Source organism: Rossellomorea arthrocnemi (assembly GCF_904424705.1).
Taxonomy (GTDB): domain Bacteria; phylum Bacillota; class Bacilli; order Bacillales; family Bacillaceae_B; genus Rossellomorea; species Rossellomorea arthrocnemi.
In genome coordinates, this window is record NZ_CAJGBF010000002.1 from 270,821 (window position 1) to 293,353 (window position 22,533).

Here is a 22,533-nt window from a genome sequence, read left to right on the forward strand (position 1 = left end):
CCTATTTTCTAGTAGGCCTTGTTCAGGACTAAAATGGTAGAATGATTAGATCTTTTGTTGAGTGTGTCAGTGTTTCATTGGAATCTTCTGTTATGAGTGTATCATCTTCGATACGTACGCCGCCAACACCCGGTACATAGACCCCTGGTTCAACCGTTACGATCATTCCAGGAGCGAGTACTACATCAGATCGGGAGGACAATCCTGGTCCTTCGTGTACTTCAAGACCAATCCCATGTCCTAATGAATGTCCGAAATACTCCCCATACCCTTTTTCTGTTATGTAATCACGAGAGATCGCATCCGCTTCTTTCCCTGTCATGCCTGGCTTGATCTTTTCCATGGCAAGAAGCTGTGATTGGAGGACGACATCATAGATCTCCTTCAATTTTTCACTTGGTTCCCCTACAGATAAAGTACGTGTCATATCTGAGCAGTATCCTTTATAGTATGCACCATAATCCAAGGTTACAAAATCACCTTTTTCGATGACTTTATCACTGGCTACCCCGTGAGGTAGGGCAGATCGGTTACCTGAGGCAACGATGATATCAAAAGAGGATGACGTCGCTCCTGCTTTTCTCATGAAGAATTCTAATTCATTGGAAACCTCTAACTCTGTCACACCCGGTTTGATAAAATCTAATATATGCTTAAATGCTGCATCGGCTATATCCGCCGCATCCTTAATTATATTAAGCTCTTCAGGTGTCTTAATCAAGCGTAACTTTTCCACTAATCCGGATACCGGTACCATTTCCGCTTCCAATACATCCCTGTAACTTTCAAAGGCACTGTACGTCATGTCGTTCTTTTCAAAACCAAGTTTGGTTATACCAAGATTCTTCACTTGTTTCGCCACTTCATCATGTATCGGACCCGTATGCTGTATGATTTCATAATCAGCCGCCTGCTCTGTTGCTTGTTCTATGTATCTGAAATCCGTAATGAACAAAGCTTTCTCGTCTGAAATCAACACAACACCTGAAGAACCCGTAAAGTTCGTCATATAGCGGCGGTTATACGTACTCGTCAATAAAATACCGTTAATTTCATTTTCTGAAAAGGTTTTACGTAAGCGTTCAATTTTCATTCATTTCCACTCCCTTTAATGTTCTTTATGATGGCTTGCAGAGCTAACTCATAACCCAACAGGCCAAAACCGACAATCTGACCAATCGTTTCAGCTGCCACGACAGACTGATGCCTGAATTCTTCCCTGGCATGAATGTTTGATATATGCACCTCCACAACCGGTACGGATACAGATGCCACAGCATCTCTTATAGCATAGCTGTAATGAGTGAATGCACCGGGATTCAGTATGATCCCCCCGTACCCTTCGTCCTCCGACTTGTGGATGACATCAATCAATTCCCCTTCATGATTCGATTGGGCGGCAGTCATTTGAAAGCCTTCATCTTCTGCCTGTTTTTTCAGGGCTTCCTCCAATTGAGTCAAGGTGACATGGCCGTAGATATCAGGCTCGCGTTTCCCTAACCTGTTTAAATTCGGGCCATTTAACAATAAGATTTTTGCCATATGTAAACTCCTAAAAAAAATAGAATGTTCATCATGAACATTCTAACATAAACCTTTTACCTATACCTACATAATTGTCTGATAAATAGCATTTCTCAATGAGAAACTTCCCCTGATTTTTCCTTTTCGTCCTGGTGCCTTAATTCATTTTCTTCATATGAAATCGAGTAACCTATAAATACCCCATAAAGAATATACAAACAGAAGGTGGTGATCAATGTGTGGTAATCAATTGCTGTAAAGGATTTAATGCTTGGAAACAGCGGATTAAGGAGCAGGAAAAAAGCGAAGTATAAGGTAAGCCCATACGCTGCACCCACCCACATGGACTTGAATTTCCGTAACAGACCATAATAAATGAGAGCCACTCCGATTGATATGACACCGTATGCCACGATGGATAGAACAACTCCGATCCATTTATCCACCCAGTTTCCTACTGCCCAAGGTTCAAATATGATATTGGGTTCAATTTTCGTAAAGGAAAAGAAATGACAAATGTAAGCAATCGAACTCCATAACATCCCCCCGATGAAGCCCGTCAAGACGACCATTGCCGTAAAGGAAAGCGGTTTTTCACTTTGATTCTGTTCCAACCTGGGATTTTCTTTACTTTCTTCCGTTCCATCCTGGACTTTCTCATGTTGCCCTTTTTGTTCTGCCATCTGTAACACCTCCATTCGTAGTATGTCCCATAGTATGAAACATTTGCATAGATTTGCTCTTTTTTCATTTGAATTGCCGCATCGAAATATAGGATAAGAAACGCTCCCCCTAGTGCTTTTCTTCAATTTTTAGTAAAATAGATAATATCTTTTAAAGTTTCAGATAAAAGAAACGGAAATGTCTCGTTTATCACCTAATAAAAAATCAATTTGTACGGTTAAAGAACACAGAAATGGTCTAGAATAATAGTATAGGTATTATCTTAGATGGATAGTCATGTAAGGAGGTGGCTTTGTTGAACGCTCGTAATATCTTTGTTTTCACACTAATATTGTTGGCTATGATCGGGCTCGGAACTTCCCTGTTCGGAAATCCTTTAGGGCTTGCAAAACAATTGCTAGTATCAGCAGCCGTTATCGGAATCATCTATTTTATTTACCGAAGGTGGTTCAGCGGAAGGCGTACTGGTAATAGCAATGAACAGAGAGCGTTTGTTAAAGCAGCCAAACAATCAAAGAAACGGCATAAGAAGAAATCTACAAGTAAACCACAAGTATCCAATGTTTCTAAAAAACGCTCGATTCGAAAAAAATCCAATGCCAAACTAACTGTAATCGAAGGAAAAAAGAATAAAAAAAACAATCGAGCCTCGTTTTAGAGCTCGATTGTTTTATTAATACGGCCATTTTTGCAAAAAGGCATCCGCCTTTGATTTCCCGTATTGAATGAGTTCCGTTTTCCTTTCTGGAGTAAGTTGGAATTCGGTGGTCAATACTCCTTCAGTTGGAATAAAAATGATGTTTTTTTCAAGTTTTCTGGAAATATACCTGGAATCATGGGCATCTTTCATAGTCGTAAAAAGTGCTTCATACAAATCAATGGCATTTTTGATTTGCTTCTTCGGCTTCCCAATCAGATCGTGACTCAGCTTCACACCGATTACAGGCCTTATCTTCTTCACATTTTCCCTGTCAAAAAGCCACATGGGAAAATTACTCAGCACCCCTCCGTCCACCATATAGCTGATTCCTTCCAATGAACGTAACTTTACCGGTTCGAAGAAATAAGGAAGACTCGCACTCATCCGTATCGCTCTTGCGACCGGGAAGGTTTCTTTCGCTATGCCGTACTTCTCAAGGTCATCGGGTAGGACCAGTAATCTTCCGTTTGATAGATCTGACGCAATGACACGGAGGGAATGAGGGGGTAAATCGGCAAACGTATAGATCCCTCTCGCTTTCAGCTTTTCTTCCAGCCAGCTTTCAAGTGCCGCCCCTTTGTATAATCCCAATCGGTAGTAGACCCGAAACCACTTTATGATAGGAAGGGAAATGATCGCGTTTGAATCCAACAGCTTTTTTAAATCAACATCGTCCATGATCTTGAGTATTTCACGGCTTGAGTATCCTGCTGCAATAAATGCAGCAATCACAGCTCCTGCACTGGTTCCAGCCAGTCTCTTGAATGTGTATCCCTTTTCCTCTATCGCCTGGTATGCTCCAATCAGGGCGAGCCCCTTAATGCCTCCACCAGAAAATACGCCATCGATGTCCACAGGCTCCACTCCTTCTTAGGTGTATTACTACATCTTTAATTCACCATGAAGGATTTTAGACTAAAAAAATAGGAGGGGAACCAATCCCCTCCTTCGCATTTCTATAATTAAAGGCCACACTTCAGCTGTGCGCCGCAGTTTGTACAAGTATTGCAACCGCCCATATCTTTTACCGTCCCCTTACGACAGACAGGGCACGTGTTTCCCACTTCAGAACCGATGGTCACGTCCGTTGAACGCACGTCCTGGATTGTATCCAATAACACAATCGGCTTTTTGGATGTAGGAATTTCACGCTGATCTTGTTCAACCTCATCATCAAAGCTGTTTTCTTCCGCTTTAAGAGTTAGAACTTGAGAATCACGGCTTCCGTCTACGTATACGGTGCCTCCCTTAGCTCCACCTTTATAGAGGCGTTCATACACTTTTTCCACTTGTTCAACCGTATAACCACGAGGGGCGTTTACGGTTTTTGAAATGGAGCTGTCGATCCAATTCTGGATGACACATTGAACGTCCGCATGTGCTTGTGGCTTAAGGCTCATTGACGAAACAAACCATTCCGGAAGATTGTCAGCATCTGCATCGGGATTTCTCTTTAAGTAATCCTCTACAATATCCGCTTTCACTTCAATGAATTTCCCAAGGCGGCCACTGCGATAATAAGTGAAGGAGAAGTAGGGCTCAAGACCAGTCGATACCCCGACCATCGTACCTGTTGAACCTGTTGGGGCCACAGTTAAAAGATGGGAATTGCGGATTCCATACTCTTCAATGTCACGACGGACATCTTCAGGCATTTTCTTCATGAAGCCCGTTTCCACAAATGCTTTTCTCAACGCTTTTGTTTCCTCGTCGGTGCTTCCAGTCAGAAATGGGAAGCTTCCTTTTTCCTTCGATAATTCCACAGAAGCCTGATAAGCGGTTGTGGCGATGACTTCAAATACTTCATCCACAAGCCTGTTCCCTTCCTCTGAACCATATTCTTTTTCACAGTAGATCAATAAGTCGGCAAGACCCATTACGCCAAGACCGACACGACGCTCGCCTAGAGCCTGCTTCTTATTTTCATCAAGGAAATATGGAGTGGCATCGATAACATTGTCCTGCATACGGACACCAACTTCTACCGTGCGCTTCAGTTTTTCAAAATCAACAGTTTTCGTCTCTTTATTCGCAAACCGGGCAAGGTTGACGGCTGCCAGGTTACACACGGAATAAGGAGCAAGGGGCTGCTCACCGCAAGGATTCGTAGCAACTACCTTTTGACCATATGCTTTTGCATTCGTCATGTCATTAGCATTATCAATAAAGAAGATTCCCGGCTCGGCTGAATATGTTGCACATACATTGACCAGGTTCCATAGTTCTTTTGCCTTGATCTTGCGGTAAGTGCGTACCTTATATCCGAGCTTCTCCCATTCACGGACATCACCGACGTTGTGCCACTCTTCATTATAGTAGTTCATTTGCTCTTCATTATAGCTTTCGACATCAGGGAAGCGAAGCTCATACTCCCGATCGTTTTCCACGGCTTCCATAAAGTCGCTTGTCAGGCAAACAGAGATGTTCGCCCCTGTAAGGAACTCTGGATTATGGACGCTGTACGTTCCGCCTGTGCGCAGTTTTTCTTCTGCATTCTTAAGGATTTTGGCATCAAATCCACCGTATCCGGGGATCTGTCTGTAGTTCAGGATCCCTTGATACATCGCTTCCTCTTGTTCTGTCAGCGGTGTGAATTTCAATTTCTCCTGAGCTGCTTTTTTAATGGTTTCATCTTCAGTATTTTCAAGAAGATAGCGCAGGATACGCGGGTTTTGCATTTTAGAAATAATGAATTCGATAATATCGGGGTGCCAATCTGATAACATGATCATTTGTGCCCCGCGTCTTGAACCGCCCTGCTCAACTAAATGAGTCAATTTCGCAATATCATCCAGCCATGAAACCGAACCGGAGGATTTACCGTTCACACCTTTTGCAAGGGTATTGCGTGGACGAAGCGTCGATCCGTTCGTTCCGACTCCCCCGCCACGGCTCATGATTTCCATCACTTGCTTGCGATGTTCTGAAATGCCTTCTCTGGAATCCTGCACAAAAGGCATTACATAACAGTTGAAGTACGTTACGTCCGTGCCCGCACCCGCTCCGTAAAGCACCCGGCCCGCAGGAACAAAATGAAGGTTCACTAATTCATGATAGAATTTTTCAAACCAAACTTGTCTCTTTTCAGGAGTTTCCTCCACTTCTGCCAAGCCTGTTGCGTTACGCTTCGCAATTTGTTCGTAGTAGACTTCGAGTGGTTTTTCGATGACATCCAGTGTCCTTAAGACAATGCCAGTCTCCATTTCCTCCGGTTTGTCGATGGCACTTCTGTATTCTTCTTCAATCCAAACGGATGCTTTTTTCGTTTCCCAATCGATGCTTGAGATGTAACCTAATCCTCTTGCAGGGAATTTAGGATCTTCTTTGATGGTGAGGACGACAAAGTCACCCTCAGAAAGAGTAATCTTTTCCGTGTCCTTGAAAGAATAACGATCAATCATGACAAGACGGGATACACCTTTGTGTGTAGTATTCATATCCGGGGTTATAGGATGTACCTGAGGAAACAATCCGATATCCTTATTTAATCTCTCTGTGTTTAATTTCATTGTGTTTTTCGACGCAACAGTCATAAAGACAACTCCTTCTATCTCAAATGTTTCATTTTCTGTTTTTCGCTGATGTCTATTATCAAATATTAAGATATCACAGCCATTCTGGAAAAGCAATAAATAAACACAACATATAGTGTACGAAAAAATATTCAACACACCATATATTGTGTTTCAGGTCAATAGGTATTTTGTTTGTCAAACGGATAATATTCCAATAAAAATAGAAAACAGGAGAAAATACTAGGAAATCATATAATACTTCGTCCATTTCTATTAATTTAGAACTTGATATAAACCAAAGTCACGGAATCGTTGGTAAAATAGGAAAAAAGCGACAAGCATCGCTTTTTTTCTACAAAAAATTTTTTAACGTTTAAAGGTCCAATCATCTGATTCGTATCGAGACTCCGCAAGCCCGACAACATATTGTGTTTCCTCATCGGATAGCTCATAGGGCTCGAGATGGATGTTCAACCCTTCTTCAAAACCTTTTTTGAATGCTTCCTTCGCCATATCCATGGTGACCGTTTGAGTGCTTATTTCATTCATAGCAACAGCCTTGCTTTTAAATGCACGTTGCATACGCTCTTTCACCCTGTCGGATGGGTAGTTGAACAGGCTGAACAGTTTGTCTTCATCAAGGTCTAATAGAATCGAACCGTGTTGAAGGATGACACCTTTTTGACGGGTCTGTGCACTCCCTGCCACTTTTCGCCCTTCAACGACTAACTCATACCAACTCGGTGCATCAAAACAAACCGCTGAACGCGGGTTTTTTAATCCTTCCCGCTCTTCTGCTGTTCTCGGTACAGCAAAGTAGGCTTCAAGACCCAGACCCTGGAATCCTTTCAGAATCCCCTCGGAAATGACCCTGTATGCTTCTGTAACGGTTTTAGGCATCTCAGGGTGTTCCTCTGAAACGATGACACTGTATGTCAATTCATGTTCATGAAGAACCCCTCTGCCACCTGTCGGACGTCTCACGAATCCAAGTCCGTGTTCTTTGACGGCGTCAAGATTGATTTCTTTTTCCACCTTTTGAAAATAACCGACGGAAAGTGTCGCTGGATCCCATCCGTAAAACCGGATCGTCGGGGGAATCTTTCCTTCACTATGCCAATCAAGCAAAGCCTCATCAAGAGCCATGTTATAAGAAGGGGAACAATTCCCGGAGTCAATGAATCTCCATGTTTCCTTTTTCATGCATCATACCTCATTTACGTCTTCTGTTTTAATATTTTGTTATGTACTCATTCGATTTCAATTAAGTCCGTTACTAGTCTATCAAACCCACTCCAAAATTCAAAGAAAAACAGATTGGAAAGTCTTTGCTGTAAAATAAAAAATATGTTTTGATTATCCGCTGAATGATGAATATAATAGAAGGTAGCGCATTTGTAGAAAGGAGCATGAATGATGGAAGGATTATATATTCTTTTAGTCGTACTTGGTGGAATCATTATCTATTCACTTTTTACGTTCTTCTATCAAAAGAGAATCGTGAATACATTGAATGAGGAAGAATTTCGAGCAGGATATCGTAAAGCTCAGTTGATAGATGTTCGTGAAGCGAATGAATTTGAAAACGGTCACGTCCTGGGTGCACGGAATATTCCATTGTCACAGATCAAAATGAGACAAAAGGAAATCCGTTCGGATCAACCCGTTTACCTTTATTGCCAAAGCGGACTCCGCAGCGGAAGAGCAGCACAAATGCTGCACAAGAAAGGGTACCGCGACCTTCACCAATTACAGGGCGGTTTCAAAAAGTGGACAGGCAAAGTTAAGCATAAAAAATAATGGTAAAGGATCGCCCTGTGGTGATCCTTTTTTGATGGGGTGGTCCTGCTCTACAAATAGGTGAAAATGGAATTCGGTTGAATTTTCGATGGAAACGGTTGAACCCCTTCGCATTCCCAGAGGATTAATGGTCAAATCTGCTCAATTCCTTTCCACACTTCCTCGATCACCTATCATTCCGCCCCTATTTTGTACCAAATCGGCGAAGTGATCGATTCTAACAGCCTGATTATCCCTCTTTCCATATTAAACATCCTGTTAAAGGGTTGAGTCATCTCTATTCACCCGCGAAAAAAGGGGAACACAAGCCCATACAATGAAGGTCCGTCCCTCAATAAAAGCCCTTCAGCAATTTGCTGAGGGGCTCAGGGTATTGATATTAGCTTTCTTTCGTATAGCGCAGAACCGGTTTTCTTGCTGCCAATGTTTCATCCATTCGTTTCACGATGGTTGTGTGAGGCGCTTCCTGGACGATTTCCGGAGTTTCTTCCGCTTCTTTGGCAATCTGGATCATGGCATCAATGAAGGAATCCAGAGTTTCTTTTGACTCTGTTTCTGTTGGTTCAATCATCATGCACTCTTCCACGTTTAGCGGGAAATAGATGGTTGGCGGATGATAACCGAAGTCCAATAGTCTTTTAGCAATATCCAATGTTCGGACACCAAGCTTCTTCTGGCGTTTGCCACTGATGACAAATTCATGCTTACAATGACGATCGAATGGAAGGTCAAAGTGAGGAGCAAGACGACGCATCATGTAATTGGCATTCAATACGGCATTTTCCGTGACCGCTCTCAGACCGTCCGGCCCCATGGTTCTAATATACGTGTAGGCACGAACGTTGATTCCGAAGTTTCCATAGTAAGGTTTTACACGACCGATCGAATCAGGACGATTATAATCAAATTCGAAGGTACCGCCATTTTTCACAAGGACAGGTTTTGGAAGATACTTAATCAAGTCTTCCTTCACTCCGACAGGACCGCTTCCCGGACCACCGCCGCCATGAGGACCGGTAAACGTTTTATGAAGATTTAAATGAACGACGTCAAATCCCATATCCCCCGGTCTCACTTTCGATAGGACCGCATTTAAATTGGCACCGTCATAATACAACTTTCCACCTGCGTCATGAATGATGGCAGCCATTTCAAGGATATTCTCTTCGAATAAGCCAAGAGTGTTCGGGTTCGTCAGCATAAGGGCAGCTGTATCATCTCCGACTACCCGTTTTAAATCGTCTAAATCTACCAGGCCATTTTCATTCGACTTAACCGTTACCGTTTCAAAGCCAGCGACCGTTGCACTCGCGGGATTCGTTCCATGAGCTGAATCAGGTACAATGACCTTCGTACGGTGAGTATCTCCATTCGCCTCATGGTATGCCCGAATCATCATAAGACCGGTCCACTCTCCATGAGCACCTGCAGCAGGTTGCAGCGTCACTTCATCCATACCTGTGATTTCTTTCAAATGCTCCTGCAGGTCATACATCAGTTCAAGTGCACCTTGAACGCTTTCCGCTTCCTGGAGAGGATTGATATGAGCGAAACCATTCAGTCTTGCCACGTTCTCATTCACTTTTGGATTGTACTTCATCGTACAGGATCCTAGTGGATAGAAACCTGAATCCACACCGTGATTGCGCTTAGATAACGCCGTGTAATGGCGCATGATATCAAGCTCTGCAACCTCCGGGAGCTCCGGCGACTCTGTGCGGATATAATCCGATGGAATCAGGTCCGCCAGTTCCACCTGAGGTACATCCATTTCGGGTAAACTATAACCTGTACGGCCTTCTTTAGACAATTCAAAAATAAGAGGCTGATCTTTCTTATTCATGACAATCCCCCAATTCTGCTACAAATGCGTCGATTTCTTCCTTGCTGCGAAGTTCTGTGACAGCAACAAGCATATGTTGTGATAAGCTGTCATCCATCAGTCCTAAATCGTATCCACCTATCATTTTGTTAAGTAGGAGCTTTTGATTGATCTCCTTAACCGGTCTATCCACTTTCACAACAAATTCATTGAAGGATGGCCCTTCAAATGCAATAGTAAATCCGTTACGTTTGAATGCTTCTTTTGCATAATGTGCTTTTTGGATATTTTGCAGAGCCATTTCTTTGACCCCCTGTTTTCCTAAAGCCGTCATGGCAACCGAAGCAGCGAGTGCATTCAATGCCTGATTTGAACAAATATTCGAGGTAGCTTTGTCACGACGGATATGCTGCTCACGTGCTTGAAGCGTCAGTACAAAACCTCTGATGCCGTCTTCATCTACCGTTTGACCAACAAGACGCCCCGGCACTTTCCGCATAAGTTTTTTGTTCACGGCGAAATACCCACAGTGAGGCCCGCCAAAGGCACTTGGGATTCCAAATGGCTGAGCATCCCCGATGACGATGTCGGCTCCTAATTGCCCGGGAGGTGTAAGTACCCCAAGAGCTAGTGGATTGGACGAAACCACGAACATGGCTTTTGCAGAATGAGTAATTTCTTCAATCGCTTTTAGTTCTTCCACCCGGCCGAAGAAGTTAGGATATTGAACGATGACCGCTGCAATCTCTTCACTCATTAAATTTCTTAGTTCTTCCACATCCGTTACACCATTAGTGTGTGGAATTTCTACCACTTCGATATATTGACCTTTTGCATAAGATCTTAAAACATCCCTTGATTCGGGATGAACCGTACTGGAAACAAGGACTTTCTTACGGCGTGTTTGACCTGCACTCAGCATAGCGGCTTCCGCGAGAGCCGTCCCACCATCGTACATGGATGAATTGGCTACATCCATGCCTGTCAATTCACAAATCATCGTTTGGAATTCAAAGATCGCCTGGAGCTCTCCCTGGGAGATTTCCGGCTGATAAGGCGTATAAGCTGTATAAAACTCTGAACGAGATAATACATGGTCCACGATGATCGGCATGTAATGATCGTATACTCCTGCTCCAAGGAAGGATGCATTACTTTTCAAATCCGCATTCTTCCCAGCCATTTTAGTGAGTTCTTTTACCAATTCCGTTTCTGACTTCGCTTCTTTGATTTTATAATCCCCTTTGAAACGAACCTGTTCAGGAATATCTTCAAATAGATCGTTAACGCTGTCTACTCCTATGCTGTTTAACATTTCCCTTTGATCTTGCTCTGTCATCGGTAAATAACGATGCTTCATGACCGTCATTCCTCCCCTATTTCTTTGGTCTTTTATAAAAAGGTGTTGCTACCACTTTCGCTTTTAGCTTCTTCCCTCTGATTTCAACCAGTACTTCTGTCTCCAATGAAGTGAAATCTTTATTAAGCAGGGCCAATCCTATATTCTTCTTCAAAGTTGGGGATTGTGTCCCCGTTGTGACTTCCCCTATTACTTCTTCACCGGAAAATACTTTATATCCATGACGAGGAATTCCGCGATCGATCATTTCAATCCCCACGATCTTTCGCAGTGCACCCTCTTCTTTTTGTTGTTTCAACACTTCCTGACCGATGAACGGCATCTCTTTATTCACTTTTACAGCGAAACCGATTCCCGCCTCAATCGGTGTGATCGATTGAGATAATTCCTGTCCATAAAGGGCAAGGTTCGCTTCAAAACGTAATGTATCACGTGCACCAAGTCCGCATGGAAGGACGCCTTTCCCCTTGCCCTCAGCCAAGATCGCCTTCCAGATTCCAGCCGCATCACCTGCATCACAGTAAATCTCAAAACCGTCTTCCCCTGTGTAACCGGTACGAGAAACAAGTGCATTCTTCCCATCAATGCTCACTTCGGTTTGGAATTTAAAAAATCCGATATCGCTCAGCAAGTGTTCGTTTGTAAGGTTTTGTAAAACTTCTTCAGCAAGAGGACCTTGGAGTGCCAATTGCGCCATATGTTCAGAGATATTGTTGATTTCAACATCTTCTGTCTGATGTTCTTTCAACCACTGAAAATCTTTATCTATATTTGCTGCATTCACAACAAGCAGATAATCATTGTCTTTGATTTTGTAAACAAGTAAGTCATCGACCGTCCCACCGTTTTCGTAGCACATAGCCGTATACTGAGCGCCTCCGTCTTTTACTTTGGAGACATCGTTTGTCATCATTTTCTGTAAGTAGTCAAGAGCCCCTTCACCCTTCACCTCAATTTCTCCCATATGAGAAACATCGAATAGTCCTGCCCGGGATCGTACCGCTTCATGTTCTTCTTTAATGCTTGAAAATTGCACTGGTAAAGCCCAGCCACCGAAGTCGATGGTCTTTCCTCCATACTCTTTGTACACTTCGTATAAAGGTGTTTGTTTTAACTCTGACATGACTTTTCCCCCTTTATTTTCTTACATGCATAATTCTTAACCACGTTTTATCCCATGAAAAAAGGACAGAAAAACCCCTTTTCATAAAGAAGTTTTCTCTGTCCTTGCACCTGAAAGTTTACCGAAGAACGGCTTTCCCCTTTGGTGGTTTCCGGGTAACGGAAACACTCTCCAGAGTTGCGTCCAACAAGAGTCTTTTTGCCTGAGAGATTCACACTAAACGTGCTTGCTCCTTCGGCGCTGTATGCACAGTCTCTCCCCTTGTTATCATTCGCCAATATTCCTTGAAACAATTGGTCATACTAGAAATATACAGAAGAAATGTTGTAAATGTGAATGTTCGGATTCTCGTGTTTTTCTAACAATTGAAAATCTATTTTCATCCTACCATTAAATACGAGTTTTGAGCAATCATTTTTATAAGAATTAAGGAGATGTTTTTCATATGAATGTTGAGGTTATATTTGATGAAGAGTGGGGAGAAGGTCTCGAAAATTTAATCGAAAACGATGGCCCCTGGGGGAACTGGGAGCTTTATAAGCTTGCCAATGAATTCGAACACCATCTCGCAATTCCGAACTTTGAAGGCCTTCAGGCTCCAAAACATTTGGCAAATGTCACTCCACTCCCTCATCAGTTGGAGGCAGCGAAGCAGGTTGTGGAAACGATGAACGGAAAAGCAATCCTAGCAGATGAGGTGGGACTCGGAAAAACGATTGAAGCGGGATTGATATTAAAAGAGTACATGATTAGGGGATTAGTGAAAAAAGTCTTAATACTCGTTCCTGCTTCCCTCGTTTCTCAGTGGGCCTATGAATTGAACAGTAAGTTCTTCATTCCCGCTATTCCCCAGCGAAAGAGCTATGTATGGGATCAGTGTGACATCGTGGTTTCTTCCATGGACACGGCAAAAAGGAGCCCCCACCGGGAAAAAGTGTACGAGCAGGATTATGATTTGGTGATTATTGACGAAGCTCACAAACTGAAAAATCATAAAACAAAAAACTATGAATTTGTCCAAAATCTAAAGAAAAAGTTCTGTCTGCTTTTGACTGCCACACCCATTCAAAATCGGGTAGAAGAAATCTTCCACCTTGTTTCCCTTTTGAAACCAGGTCACCTTGGTAATGAAACGGGATTTACAGACAGATATAAAAAAGGAGATCGCACGCTCCAGGAGGATGAACATTTAAAAAACCTCATTAACAAAGTGATGATCCGAAACAGGCGTGGCGATACCGGCATCGAATGGACGAAGCGGCATGTGAAGACAGTGTTAATCGACTTTAATGAAGCAGAGAGAGATTTGTATAACAGTATCGACCTGCTCAGGGGAAGATATGATGACTGGGCGAATTCAAGCTCCTTCTCCCTTTTAACCTTGCAAAGGGAAGCTTGCAGTTCCCGGGAAGCTGTGTTTTACACACTGAAAAACATGCTTGTAAAGAAGGAAGCTCCAACAGCCGCCTTTGAACAGATGATTGGTACTCTAATGAAAAAAGTAGAAAATGTCACGATGAACTCCAAGGCTCAGAAAGCTTTGGAAATCGTTCAATCCATAAATGATAAGGTGATTATTTTCACCGAATACCGGGCGACACAACTCTATCTTCAATGGTTTTTGAAGCAGCATGGGATCAGCTCAGTCCCATTCCGTGGTGGTTTTAAACGGGGGAAAAAAGACTGGATGCGGGAATTATTCCAAAAGCATGCACAGGTGTTAATTGCCACCGAAGCCGGCGGGGAAGGAATCAATCTTCAATTTTGTCATCATGTGATCAATTTTGACCTGCCTTGGAATCCAATGAAGTTGGAGCAGCGAATCGGCCGTGTCCACCGCCTTGGTCAAACAGAAGATGTGCACATCTATAACTTTGCTACAAAAAATACAGTTGAAGAACATATCCTCAAACTCCTATATGAGAAGATCAATCTTTTTGAACGGGTGATTGGCCAATTGGACGAAATCCTGACCCGTCTGGATTTCAGGGATTTTGAAGAACACGTAACAGATATTCTTTCTTCCTCCCGGACGGAAGGAGAAATGAAGATAAAAATGGAGAATTTAACGAGTATGATACAGTTTGCCGAGCAATTAAAGGAGGAAAAATCAAATGCAGCAGCACGAAATTCATCAATTTCTTGAGAGGTATTTCGTCGCCAATGGATGTGACATGGTTGCGAACGGGAATGGCTACATGACGGTTCAACTTAGCATTGAATTGGACAAGGAGCTGATGAATCGCCCGTTTTACTGGCATTATCTTGAGAAGACGGGAGGTACACCGAACCCGATGACGTTGTCTCTCGTTACGAACCCCGACCTGGCACCGGAAGATATGAAAGGCGAACCGATTCACTTTGGTTCACCTCGGTTACACCAGATATTTCACTCCACACGGAATTTGGCAGGATATATACGCTTGTATGAAAACCGTTACACACCGAGCGGACAGCAGACCCCGCTTCACCCATGGCTTGGGCTGAACATTAAAATATCCTATCAGTCCAACCGTAAAAAAGACAGCATTCGCAGTATCGGATTGAACTTGATCAATGGAGTCATTGAAGAGGATTTTCACTCGTCATTGTTATCCAAAAACCTGACACCGAAGATTCCTGATTTCTCTTTCACATTGACCCCGATCATAAAACCGAAAAGTGGAGTAAACCGGATTCAGACATTTCTTTATGAAGGAATAAAAAGAGAGCCTGTCGACTGGGCAGATCAGGCAAGAAAGACCTGGGAGGATGATGTCGAGTTACTGAATCATTTTTATGGAGATCAGGAAGAAAAACCCGAATCATATTTTCTTGAACAGCAGGCGTTAAAAGAGCAGTACGAACCGAAGATCACCATCGAGGTTATTAATGGCGGGATTTTCTATCTGCAACATTCTAATTAAGGGTGCAGGGGGGAACGGATCCTCTAAACATAGGTTTCCCTCCTCCCTGCGTTCCCAAAAAAAAAGACTACCCATGAGGTAGCCCTTAACCACTATTTATTTTTCTTAAACAGTATCATGAAAGCGTATGGAATGATACCGAACCACCTGAAAAGAAATGGTTCCCTCTCATTCTTTCTCTGCTTTTTTAATGTTTTACGTTCATGAGGTGATTTTTCATAATGTTGTACAAATGTTTGTGTTATGAACTTAACATAATCATTCACTGACATAAAAGCACCACCTTCCGCTTTTATCAGTATCCCCAGTTAGCCCGGAATTATTCAGCGTAACCCTCAAGGTATGGCAATATCGATTGAACCACTTCCTCCACTGATTTATTCTCTGTATGAATGGTCACAGAACTTCCACTTTCATACAGTGGCAACCGGCGCTCGAATAAGTCCAATAAACTGTTCTTTGAACTATTTCGCACAAGAGGACGATTATCATCCCCTTCTAATCTTTCCCACAAAGCATTAAAAGGACAGGTTAAATGAAACACTGGACCATTCTCTCGTAAAAAATCCCGATTCGCCTTTCTCTCCACCACTCCCCCACCAGTAGTGATAATCGCTTCTTCACACTTCAATTCAAGGAGCACCTTACTTTCCAGGTCCCTGAAATATGATTCACCATGGTGATGAAAGATGTCTTTAACTGTTTTTTTTTGTTTATTTTCAATGTAATGATCCATATCAATGACCGGAAGATTCAGTACTTCTCCAAGTCGTTTTCCGATGGTGGTCTTTCCTACGCCCATAAAGCCAATAAAGAAAATCGCTTTCATATTCTACTCCCAACGAATGATTTGTTTTGTTTCCCTATTATACACAACCGTCGCAGGAAGGAACACCTTCTCATTCCGTTTGAATGTCATTTCCAATTGAGCTTCCTGCTGGGTAAGCACCCGATTGGTGGTCATGACTTCACCAAAATTGGTTTTCACTTGATCCAAAGGCGGGAAACCATTTTCCATTTCAAATAAGATGGCGTAGGAGACGCTTACGTTTCTCTCATGAATACTCTTCATATTTAAGAGATACTGATACTTACTTATAAACAGATCCTTCGATGCAAATGCTAATAACAGAACAATCATCAGCAGGAGTAACGTAAACGGCAGGACAAACCCTTTTTCGTTAAGGTGATTCCCTCTCCGGAGCGGAAAAGTAGTAAAAGTCCCCTTCCACTTTTTCACCACCTTCAAATTCCAGATCCAAATGCATTCCTTGATGTATGGAAGTAAACGTAAACTGAACCACTGCCTGAAGTACAATTTCATGACCCCTATTGTTCACTCTCCTTCGAATGGATTGATTGTATTTTTCATATAGGATCTTTTCCCCATCAACTAGAAAAGAAATATACTGTGGCATTATCTCTATAGCATCCGCTTTCCTTAATTCATTTCTCACACTTTCATGAAATAAATTCCATTCATAATAACGGGGAGGGACCATATCATGTTTAATCGTAGAGAAACCCATCATTATAAGAGGAATACTAAGGGAAATCATACAAAAAAGACTAAAGCTCAATAGGGCTTCGATCAATGTGAATCCCCTCTCATCCAGTCTCCCGGATACATATTTCACGGGGTTCATCTGAATCTTTATTGTAGTGGACACACGCTTCACCATTACCACTCCCTCTGATTTTCCAAACGAGCTCATACCTGACCCCCTTATAAATTCTTGAATGATCGACATACTCTTGTGTAACGATTGCCTTCTCCACACCTTCCCGCAGAAATTTCAATGCCTCCACTTCACGTTGGAGATGTTGGAGCCTGGACGCATAGTGAATGAGAAAAGGGATAAACAAACCGCAAATCATGAGGATACAACTAAAAGCGACAAGTGTTTCTGGTAATGAGAAACCTTTAGTATTCTTGAACATAGAATCTCCCTTGACCAATTTGGAACATCAGATACATGGTAACGTCTCCCATTTTAAAATTCACCCTGCCAAATTGGTTTGTATTTCCATCAGGATAAAAAGTGATGTCTTCCAGGCTGTTGGAAGAAGCAACTTGAATGGCAGCTGGAAGCTCCCTCGATACAATCGTTTGTCTAGCTTCCGTTTTCGCAACATATTTATTAGTAACTGGATAAAAAGTAAGGAAGATAGGGGCTTGATGATCGATACTATAACTTTGGATTTGGTAGAGGTCCGATTCAAGTTGAGAAAGAAACAAGTTCTTCTCCATGTGACCTTTCAAGGGTGAAATGGAAAAAACAACCCATGATAAAAGTGTGGTAAAGATCAATAAAACGATGAGCATTTCAATTAGGGTATATCCTGCTTCAGCTTTTCCGCCCTCATTAATTGGATACCACCACCTTCCCTTCAGTATCAATGGCGATAGCACTTCCATCAGGACATGCTTTATATTCATCGTTTAGATACCCATCGGTGACAAGGGCATCAATTGTCACTGGTTCTGTATTTCCATCCATTTTATATGCTTCAACTTGACCTTCCACCATGTGAATGAATGCTTCACACCCCTTTGAATTAATGGAGTTACTCTGGTTTGTCACATTCGGGATCGTAATAAAAAGCAACACGGAGATGACCAGCAAAACGATCATCATTTCGATTAAGGTAAATCCTTTTTCACTATTAATCATCATTGTCCTCCCTGATTGGTATTCTCTACTAGATTCCCTGCATCATTTGAAAGAGCGGCATCATGATGGAAAAATAAATCGCCATGATGAATAGACCGACAAAAGTAAAAATGGCAGGTTGAATAAACTTAAGCGATGCACTCGTTTTTTCCTCTAATTCCTGAAAACAGATATCACTGTAAAGTCGAAGCTCTTCGGCCAATCTCCCATTCGTTTGACCGTGATTGATAACGAATGCCAACTCTTTTTGGAAAAAAGGCAGAGAAGTAAAACATTCATGAAACGGGCTTCCGGCTTTGAGTTTTTTGATGCAATGGCTGGAAATGTACTGTAATGTGGGACGGAATGATTGACTTTCAATGATGAGGAGGGATTCTGTGATGGATACTCCGCTTGAGAGCAGGAAGCTTAACTCCCTAGAAAAAAAGTGGGAATGGCCAAGTTTTATATAAGTGGAAAGAAACGGAAGGCGACATAAGACGTCCGAGAGTTTCACAGGGGAAATTCTCTTTTTGAAAAGGGAAAAGACAAGCGCCAGGAGTAGGAAAAACAGTAAACCTGAACTGAAAATCATTGGGAAGTTTTCGATGAAGTGTAAAAGATAAGTAAGTTTTGCTGAAGGTTCATAGCCCATCGAAGAGTACAAGGACTGAAATCTTGGAAACAACACCTTGCGAAGTAAGACCATCATCACGATGGAAATGAAAATGAGCATGAGCGGGTACTGAAAGACTTTTTGAAGCTGCTGTTGATTATTTCTTCTTTTAATAAGGTATCTTCCTGCTTCAGACAGTGTGTGTCCCATTTGACCATGATGCTCGGCGAAATAAATCTGTGCGCTGACATGAGCAGGAATGTTTAATTGTTTATTCATCACGGAGGAGATGGATTCCCCTTTTTGTAGGGATGAGATTAATCTCTTTTTTAATTTAATGGTTTTCTTTTCATTGGGAAGCAGAAGAAAGTCAATGGCTTCTGTAAAGGTATAGCCTTTTTGAAGCAAATCCCCAACTCTTTTCAAAAACTTCCCCTGATCAACGCTTTTCTTCTTGAACCCATTTCCGATATTCATGTTCTGAAACAAATCCGAGTGCCACCCCCTTACAGATTAATGCTTGCAGAGTTCGATACTGGTGTTGAACCCTCTCACCCTTCGCCTCCTTCAGTACTTCCTTTAAAGAACTTCCTGTAATAATTTCATAGACGGATGCCCTGTTACGGTTTTCTCCTCTAAGGCATTGACCGCCACACTCCTCTTTGCAGATTGGACACAAGAGCTTCAGTAATCTTTGAGCAGATACTGCGAGGAGCGTCTGTTCAATATCATGCCATTCGATACCTAATTCCATTAAGCGATAAATCGCTCCTTTGGCATCTCTCGAATGCAATGTGGAAATTACTAAATGACCAGTAAGTGAAGCACGTATCGCGATTTCTGCCGTCTCCCGATCACGGATTTCCCCCACCATGATAATATCGGGATCATGCCGCAGGATCGCTTTTAATCCTGTGGCATACGTAATCCCAGCCTGCTCATTCACCTGAATCTGCACCATTTCATCATGCTGCTTCTCCACGGGATCCTCAAGGGTGATCACATTTCGGTTGAGGGCGACGGAGCAATGGTGTACGAGGGAATATAAAGTAGTCGTTTTTCCGCTGCCGGTCGGTCCTGTGAACAGGATTAGGCCATGGGAATACATAAGAAGGGCGAGGAGTTTTTTGGCTGAAGATGGGTACAATGACATTTTTTCAATTGGAATCTGATATTTTTGAGGGAGTATTCGAATGACGAGACTTTCTTTCAAACGGGTCGTTGGCAGGGTGGAAATTCTGAGAGATAGAGGCGTGTTTCTAACAGTAAGGCTGAAGGAACCACTTTGCGGTTTTCGTTTTTCTCCGATATCCATGGAAGCCATGAACTTCAGGTGGGCAATCAAGCGGTCTGCCTGATCCTGATCTAGGGTCTGGAACGGAACCAATCCCCCAGGCTTCCTGAATTGAATCAGGTAATCTTTCGTTCTTGGAATTAAATGTACATCTGTTGCTTCGTTGCTGAAAGCTTCTCCAATCATCACTTCCGATAACGATTCTACTGAGTGAAATATGGATGGGCACCACCTTTCCGTTTTCTTAATATTAAATATACGACATTTTTTGGCAAAATCCTTCTTTTATTGAGAATTTTTTAAAATGGCTTTCCGACAGTCTCTTCTTATACTTGTCGTCTCTCGTCAAAGCCCTTTCGCTCTTCTACTTTCCCGCAGGAGTCTTGGTCTTGCACGCCAATCAACGGTTATAACCACCATATACACAAACAAAATAGGCTGATTAAAAAATAATAAAATCCGAACGATGTCGAATGATCGCTCGGATTTTCATTTGACTATAACACTTTTGTCTTTAGCGTCTTGAGATTAGTTACTGACCATACCATACCTTATTATTCTGAATCTGTGTATTATGAGCTGGATGCCAATAATCGACTGAATAAGAATAATCATAGTTCATAACGCATCGAATTCCACTACCTTGTGCATCATGGCCTAATCCGTAGTTATGAGAGAATTCATGTTGAGCTGCTTTAGAAGTGTTTGTTACACCTTGATCTAAATTAACGCTAAATGCTGTTCCAGGATCTGAAGAATAAACGTAAGCAATTCCTCCAGCATCAAAATTAGCATCCTTTGAGAAACCTACTACGAAGTCGTAACTGTAACCTGACCAATCCCTACTTAGATCGGATAAGATTTGAGAGCTGTTACCACCTTGTGAAGTCCAATTCCCTACTGCTTGTACTTGGAAGTCAATACCGTGATCTCTAATGAATGCATCATCTGCGTTTTCTACGATTTGTTGTACTCTGCTTTGCCAGTCGCTATATGTAGCACGATACTCTTCGTCTGCTACTGCAAGAACCGTTACTGTTCGATTGGCTGCAGCTGCTGCTTTTTGAACAGATTGCTTTTCTTTAGACAGTGTACTTTTGATAGTCGATGATTTTTTCACTTTACCTTTTTCGTCTAACTCTACTACGCTAGTAGACTTCTCAATTTTAGCTGGACCTTTATCAGGGGCATATCCCTTGGCTTTTGGTAGTGAATCCATGTATGTAGTTGTTGATGATGCATGATGATCGTGGTGGTTATAATCTGTGGGTTGTACCTTTGCTAATCCAATGGCAGGTGCGACACAAATTGATAATGCTAAAGTAGTTGAAGCAATTTTTTTCAAGTTCATAAAGAACCCTCCCTTTTTTGGTATATATAACTAATTCGGGAGATTCTTTCTAACACCTTTTCATTGGAGGTTGAGAAAATGAGGGGAAAAAGCCCCATAAAAAACCTTATTAATTCTTCAACAAGCGTGAAAATTTTCATGGTTTTTTTTCAATTAAAGGTTTATTTATTCCAAAAAAGATTTGTTGTGAAAAAGTGAACCGAAATGTAACAACTTTAGTAAAAATAATAGGTAAATAAGCATAGTGAATTGTCTCGCAGAATTAATAATTGTGAAAATTCCCCTGGTCATTCACCCATTTATCTCCATCTCATATACATAAAAGGGATAAAATATAATGAAAGCGGTGACTCTTCCCATGACTAAATATATGGATTACACCTCTCCACAAGCCCAGTTCTCATATGACGTCAATAAAAGTCCCTTATTTAAAAAAGATAGTCAAAACCTGATCAATGTTTTAGGAGTCAATCAATTAAATACATTAGATAATACTTCTCTTCTTGATATCTATTTAAGCAAACACAACTTCGTGGAACCTCACTACCATCAGAATGCTGCAGAACTGGTCTATTGCATTTCAGGTGCAGCCACTGTCTCTATTCTGAATCCATTTACGAAGGAAATTTTGAATTTCCGGATAACCCCTGGACAAGTCGCAAATGTCCCGCAAGGATGGTGGCATTATGAGGAGGCAACCAATGATCAAACTCACCTTTTGGCCATATTTAATGCCCCTACACCTGAAGTGGTATTAGGTTCTGATATCTTAAAATTCACCCCCTCAAGTGTCATGGCTTACAATTACTGCATGGACGAGAACGCATGGATCAAAACGACAGAAAAGGTCAAGCCAAGCACTTACATCGGTCCAAGCTGCCTGGAACCACAAAGGTATCCGTCTAAAAGAGAAACACCATTCACTTATTCCCCATATCACTATCAATACCAGCCAAACCCTTATTACCATAGACAATGCATCCCGAAAACCCTGTAGAGAGTGATACGAAATTTTTTATACTTTTGATGAATAGAATCATGTTAACTATCCATACTATATTTTGTAAAGACGATTCAATGGGCTATAGCCAAGCGGTAAGGCATCGCACTTTGACTGCGACATGCGTTGGTTCGAATCCAGCTAGCCCAGTATTAAAAGCGGAGGCGGCTTTGCCCAGAGGCGA

The 22,533-nt window shown here is 42.1% G+C and carries 24 protein-coding genes, 1 tRNA gene and 2 riboswitches; of the genes, 6 read left to right on the forward strand and 19 right to left on the reverse strand.

The annotated features are described in order from the left end of the window. Nucleotides 1-28 precede the first annotated feature (28 nt). From BAA9072_RS04330 to BAA9072_RS04340, 3 genes are all read right to left on the reverse strand, one after another. Nucleotides 29-1,093 (reverse strand): M24 family metallopeptidase, encoded by a 1,065-nt coding sequence (locus BAA9072_RS04330; protein ID WP_201713462.1) that lies wholly within the window; start codon nucleotides 1,091-1,093, stop codon nucleotides 29-31. After that, nucleotides 1,090-1,542, reverse strand: coding sequence for a type II 3-dehydroquinate dehydratase (aroQ, locus tag BAA9072_RS04335; protein ID WP_201713463.1), 453 nt, complete (start codon nucleotides 1,540-1,542; stop codon nucleotides 1,090-1,092). Before aroQ ends, BAA9072_RS04330 begins: the two co-directional genes overlap by 4 nt. A 95-nt stretch (nucleotides 1,543-1,637) precedes the next feature. Then, a complete protein-coding gene (locus tag BAA9072_RS04340) occupies nucleotides 1,638-2,207 on the reverse strand; it encodes a YqhR family membrane protein (RefSeq protein WP_201713464.1) in 570 nt (189 codons plus the stop codon). 296 nt (nucleotides 2,208-2,503) lie between these two features. On the opposite strand from BAA9072_RS04340, the gene BAA9072_RS04345 reads away from it, so the two are divergent. Beyond that, entirely contained in the window at nucleotides 2,504-2,866 is a 363-nt protein-coding gene (locus tag BAA9072_RS04345; RefSeq protein ID WP_201713465.1) for an SA1362 family protein, read from the forward strand. A gap of 15 nt (nucleotides 2,867-2,881) precedes the next feature. On the opposite strand, the gene BAA9072_RS04350 is transcribed toward BAA9072_RS04345, so the two are convergent. The 3 genes from BAA9072_RS04350 to BAA9072_RS04360 form a co-directional block, all read right to left on the reverse strand. Then, nucleotides 2,882-3,763 (reverse strand): patatin-like phospholipase family protein, encoded by an 882-nt coding sequence (locus BAA9072_RS04350; protein WP_201713466.1) that lies wholly within the window; start codon nucleotides 3,761-3,763, stop codon nucleotides 2,882-2,884. 107 nt (nucleotides 3,764-3,870) lie between these two features. Continuing rightward, the gene (locus tag BAA9072_RS04355; RefSeq protein WP_201713467.1) at nucleotides 3,871-6,441 is read right to left on the reverse strand and encodes a vitamin B12-dependent ribonucleotide reductase; all 2,571 of its coding nucleotides are present in this window, start codon (nucleotides 6,439-6,441) and stop codon (nucleotides 3,871-3,873) included. Between the two features lie 348 nt (nucleotides 6,442-6,789). Next, on the reverse strand, nucleotides 6,790-7,626 hold the full coding sequence (locus BAA9072_RS04360) for a lipoate--protein ligase family protein (protein WP_201713468.1): 837 nt from the start codon (nucleotides 7,624-7,626) through the stop codon (nucleotides 6,790-6,792). Nucleotides 7,627-7,839: 213 nt separating this feature from the next. Here BAA9072_RS04360 and BAA9072_RS04365 point away from each other — a divergent pair, with 213 nt between their 5' ends. Beyond that, a complete protein-coding gene (locus tag BAA9072_RS04365; RefSeq protein ID WP_201713695.1) occupies nucleotides 7,840-8,223 on the forward strand; it encodes a rhodanese-like domain-containing protein in 384 nt (127 codons plus the stop codon). Between the two features lie 379 nt (nucleotides 8,224-8,602). Here the strand turns inward: BAA9072_RS04365 and gcvPB are convergent, their stop codons facing one another. The 3 genes from gcvPB to gcvT are packed head-to-tail and all read right to left on the reverse strand — an operon-like array spanning nucleotide 8,603 to nucleotide 12,528. After that, a complete protein-coding gene (gcvPB, locus tag BAA9072_RS04370) occupies nucleotides 8,603-10,066 on the reverse strand; it encodes an aminomethyl-transferring glycine dehydrogenase subunit GcvPB (protein ID WP_201713469.1) in 1,464 nt (487 codons plus the stop codon). Then, nucleotides 10,059-11,405, reverse strand: coding sequence for an aminomethyl-transferring glycine dehydrogenase subunit GcvPA (gene gcvPA, locus BAA9072_RS04375; RefSeq protein ID WP_201713470.1), 1,347 nt, complete (start codon nucleotides 11,403-11,405; stop codon nucleotides 10,059-10,061). The genes gcvPB and gcvPA overlap by 8 nt, the downstream gene beginning before the upstream one ends. A 16-nt stretch (nucleotides 11,406-11,421) precedes the next feature. Beyond that, a complete protein-coding gene (gcvT, locus tag BAA9072_RS04380) occupies nucleotides 11,422-12,528 on the reverse strand; it encodes a glycine cleavage system aminomethyltransferase GcvT (protein ID WP_201713471.1) in 1,107 nt (368 codons plus the stop codon). 96 nt (nucleotides 12,529-12,624) lie between these two features. Next, a riboswitch (glycine riboswitch) is annotated at nucleotides 12,625-12,705 on the reverse strand. Between the two features lie 3 nt (nucleotides 12,706-12,708). After that, nucleotides 12,709-12,799: riboswitch (glycine riboswitch) on the reverse strand. A 174-nt stretch (nucleotides 12,800-12,973) separates the two neighbouring features. On the opposite strand from gcvT, the gene BAA9072_RS04385 reads away from it, so the two are divergent. Together BAA9072_RS04385 and BAA9072_RS04390 are read left to right on the forward strand one after the other, a co-directional pair. Beyond that, the gene (locus tag BAA9072_RS04385; protein WP_201713472.1) at nucleotides 12,974-14,674 is read left to right on the forward strand and encodes a DEAD/DEAH box helicase; all 1,701 of its coding nucleotides are present in this window, start codon (nucleotides 12,974-12,976) and stop codon (nucleotides 14,672-14,674) included. Next, on the forward strand, nucleotides 14,643-15,434 hold the full coding sequence (locus BAA9072_RS04390) for a YqhG family protein (protein WP_201713473.1): 792 nt from the start codon (nucleotides 14,643-14,645) through the stop codon (nucleotides 15,432-15,434). Before BAA9072_RS04385 ends, BAA9072_RS04390 begins: the two co-directional genes overlap by 32 nt. A gap of 92 nt (nucleotides 15,435-15,526) precedes the next feature. Here the strand turns inward: BAA9072_RS04390 and BAA9072_RS04395 are convergent, their stop codons facing one another. The 10 genes from BAA9072_RS04395 to BAA9072_RS04440 all read right to left on the reverse strand — a co-directional run bounded on the left by BAA9072_RS04395 (nucleotide 15,527) and on the right by BAA9072_RS04440 (nucleotide 21,349). Beyond that, nucleotides 15,527-15,706, reverse strand: coding sequence for a YqzE family protein (locus BAA9072_RS04395; RefSeq protein WP_060672191.1), 180 nt, complete (start codon nucleotides 15,704-15,706; stop codon nucleotides 15,527-15,529). Nucleotides 15,707-15,753: 47 nt separating this feature from the next. Continuing rightward, nucleotides 15,754-16,263 carry a shikimate kinase gene (locus BAA9072_RS04400; RefSeq protein WP_201713474.1) on the reverse strand — a complete coding sequence of 170 codons (510 nt, stop codon included), beginning with the start codon at nucleotides 16,261-16,263 and terminating at the stop codon, nucleotides 15,754-15,756. Between the two features lie 3 nt (nucleotides 16,264-16,266). Next, nucleotides 16,267-16,674, reverse strand: coding sequence for a hypothetical protein (locus tag BAA9072_RS04405; protein WP_201713475.1), 408 nt, complete (start codon nucleotides 16,672-16,674; stop codon nucleotides 16,267-16,269). After that, the gene (comGF, locus tag BAA9072_RS24655; protein ID WP_201713476.1) at nucleotides 16,616-17,149 is read right to left on the reverse strand and encodes a competence type IV pilus minor pilin ComGF; all 534 of its coding nucleotides are present in this window, start codon (nucleotides 17,147-17,149) and stop codon (nucleotides 16,616-16,618) included. The genes BAA9072_RS04405 and comGF overlap by 59 nt, the downstream gene beginning before the upstream one ends. Then, entirely contained in the window at nucleotides 17,043-17,375 is a 333-nt protein-coding gene (locus BAA9072_RS04415; protein WP_201713723.1) for a type II secretion system protein, read from the reverse strand. The genes comGF and BAA9072_RS04415 overlap by 107 nt, the downstream gene beginning before the upstream one ends. Next, complete coding sequence (comGD, locus tag BAA9072_RS24135; RefSeq protein ID WP_201713477.1) at nucleotides 17,359-17,874, reverse strand: competence type IV pilus minor pilin ComGD; 516 nt, start codon at nucleotides 17,872-17,874, stop codon at nucleotides 17,359-17,361. The genes BAA9072_RS04415 and comGD overlap by 17 nt, the downstream gene beginning before the upstream one ends. Beyond that, nucleotides 17,801-18,109, reverse strand: a complete 309-nt coding sequence (comGC, locus tag BAA9072_RS04425; RefSeq protein WP_201713696.1) for a competence type IV pilus major pilin ComGC — start codon at nucleotides 18,107-18,109, stop codon at nucleotides 17,801-17,803. Before comGC ends, comGD begins: the two co-directional genes overlap by 74 nt. 28 nt (nucleotides 18,110-18,137) lie before the next feature. Then, complete coding sequence (gene comGB, locus BAA9072_RS04430; RefSeq protein ID WP_201713478.1) at nucleotides 18,138-19,193, reverse strand: competence type IV pilus assembly protein ComGB; 1,056 nt, start codon at nucleotides 19,191-19,193, stop codon at nucleotides 18,138-18,140. Then, nucleotides 19,144-20,184, reverse strand: coding sequence for a competence type IV pilus ATPase ComGA (gene comGA / locus BAA9072_RS04435; RefSeq protein ID WP_201713479.1), 1,041 nt, complete (start codon nucleotides 20,182-20,184; stop codon nucleotides 19,144-19,146). Before comGA ends, comGB begins: the two co-directional genes overlap by 50 nt. Nucleotides 20,185-20,530: 346 nt before the next feature. Next, on the reverse strand, nucleotides 20,531-21,349 hold the full coding sequence (locus BAA9072_RS04440) for a zinc-dependent metalloprotease (RefSeq protein ID WP_201713480.1): 819 nt from the start codon (nucleotides 21,347-21,349) through the stop codon (nucleotides 20,531-20,533). A 358-nt stretch (nucleotides 21,350-21,707) separates the two neighbouring features. On the opposite strand from BAA9072_RS04440, the gene BAA9072_RS04445 reads away from it, so the two are divergent. Beyond that, complete coding sequence (locus BAA9072_RS04445) at nucleotides 21,708-22,346, forward strand: cupin domain-containing protein (RefSeq protein WP_201713481.1); 639 nt, start codon at nucleotides 21,708-21,710, stop codon at nucleotides 22,344-22,346. A gap of 81 nt (nucleotides 22,347-22,427) precedes the next feature. Next, nucleotides 22,428-22,499 (forward strand) — tRNA-Gln (locus BAA9072_RS04450). Nucleotides 22,500-22,533: the final 34 nt, after the last annotated feature.

Excerpts from the sequence above, each read along its gene's own strand:
- comGC (WP_201713696.1), bottom strand. The coding sequence starts at position 18,109 with ATGATTAATAGTGAAAAAGGATTTACCTTAATCGAAATGATGATCGTT.
- comGD (WP_201713477.1), bottom strand. The coding sequence starts at position 17,874 with ATGAATATAAAGCATGTCCTGATGGAAGTGCTATCGCCATTGATACTG.
- BAA9072_RS04330 (WP_201713462.1), bottom strand. The coding sequence starts at position 1,093 with ATGAAAATTGAACGCTTACGTAAAACCTTTTCAGAAAATGAAATTAAC.
- gcvT (WP_201713471.1), bottom strand. The coding sequence starts at position 12,528 with ATGTCAGAGTTAAAACAAACACCTTTATACGAAGTGTACAAAGAGTAT.
- gcvPA (WP_201713470.1), bottom strand. The coding sequence starts at position 11,405 with ATGAAGCATCGTTATTTACCGATGACAGAGCAAGATCAAAGGGAAATG.
- comGF (WP_201713476.1), bottom strand. The coding sequence starts at position 17,149 with ATGAGCTCGTTTGGAAAATCAGAGGGAGTGGTAATGGTGAAGCGTGTG.
- BAA9072_RS04415 (WP_201713723.1), bottom strand. The coding sequence starts at position 17,375 with ATGTTCAAGAATACTAAAGGTTTCTCATTACCAGAAACACTTGTCGCT.
- aroQ (WP_201713463.1), bottom strand. The coding sequence starts at position 1,542 with ATGGCAAAAATCTTATTGTTAAATGGCCCGAATTTAAACAGGTTAGGG.
- BAA9072_RS04440 (WP_201713480.1), bottom strand. The coding sequence starts at position 21,349 with ATGAACTTGAAAAAAATTGCTTCAACTACTTTAGCATTATCAATTTGT.
- BAA9072_RS04400 (WP_201713474.1), bottom strand. The coding sequence starts at position 16,263 with ATGAAAGCGATTTTCTTTATTGGCTTTATGGGCGTAGGAAAGACCACC.
- BAA9072_RS04395 (WP_060672191.1), bottom strand. The coding sequence starts at position 15,706 with ATGTCAGTGAATGATTATGTTAAGTTCATAACACAAACATTTGTACAA.
- BAA9072_RS04340 (WP_201713464.1), bottom strand. The coding sequence starts at position 2,207 with ATGGCAGAACAAAAAGGGCAACATGAGAAAGTCCAGGATGGAACGGAA.
- BAA9072_RS04390 (WP_201713473.1), top strand. The coding sequence starts at position 14,643 with ATGCAGCAGCACGAAATTCATCAATTTCTTGAGAGGTATTTCGTCGCC.
- BAA9072_RS04355 (WP_201713467.1), bottom strand. The coding sequence starts at position 6,441 with ATGACTGTTGCGTCGAAAAACACAATGAAATTAAACACAGAGAGATTA.
- comGA (WP_201713479.1), bottom strand. The coding sequence starts at position 20,184 with ATGATTGGAGAAGCTTTCAGCAACGAAGCAACAGATGTACATTTAATT.
- BAA9072_RS04445 (WP_201713481.1), top strand. The coding sequence starts at position 21,708 with ATGACTAAATATATGGATTACACCTCTCCACAAGCCCAGTTCTCATAT.
- BAA9072_RS04385 (WP_201713472.1), top strand. The coding sequence starts at position 12,974 with ATGAATGTTGAGGTTATATTTGATGAAGAGTGGGGAGAAGGTCTCGAA.
- BAA9072_RS04365 (WP_201713695.1), top strand. The coding sequence starts at position 7,840 with ATGGAAGGATTATATATTCTTTTAGTCGTACTTGGTGGAATCATTATC.
- BAA9072_RS04360 (WP_201713468.1), bottom strand. The coding sequence starts at position 7,626 with ATGAAAAAGGAAACATGGAGATTCATTGACTCCGGGAATTGTTCCCCT.
- gcvPB (WP_201713469.1), bottom strand. The coding sequence starts at position 10,066 with ATGAATAAGAAAGATCAGCCTCTTATTTTTGAATTGTCTAAAGAAGGC.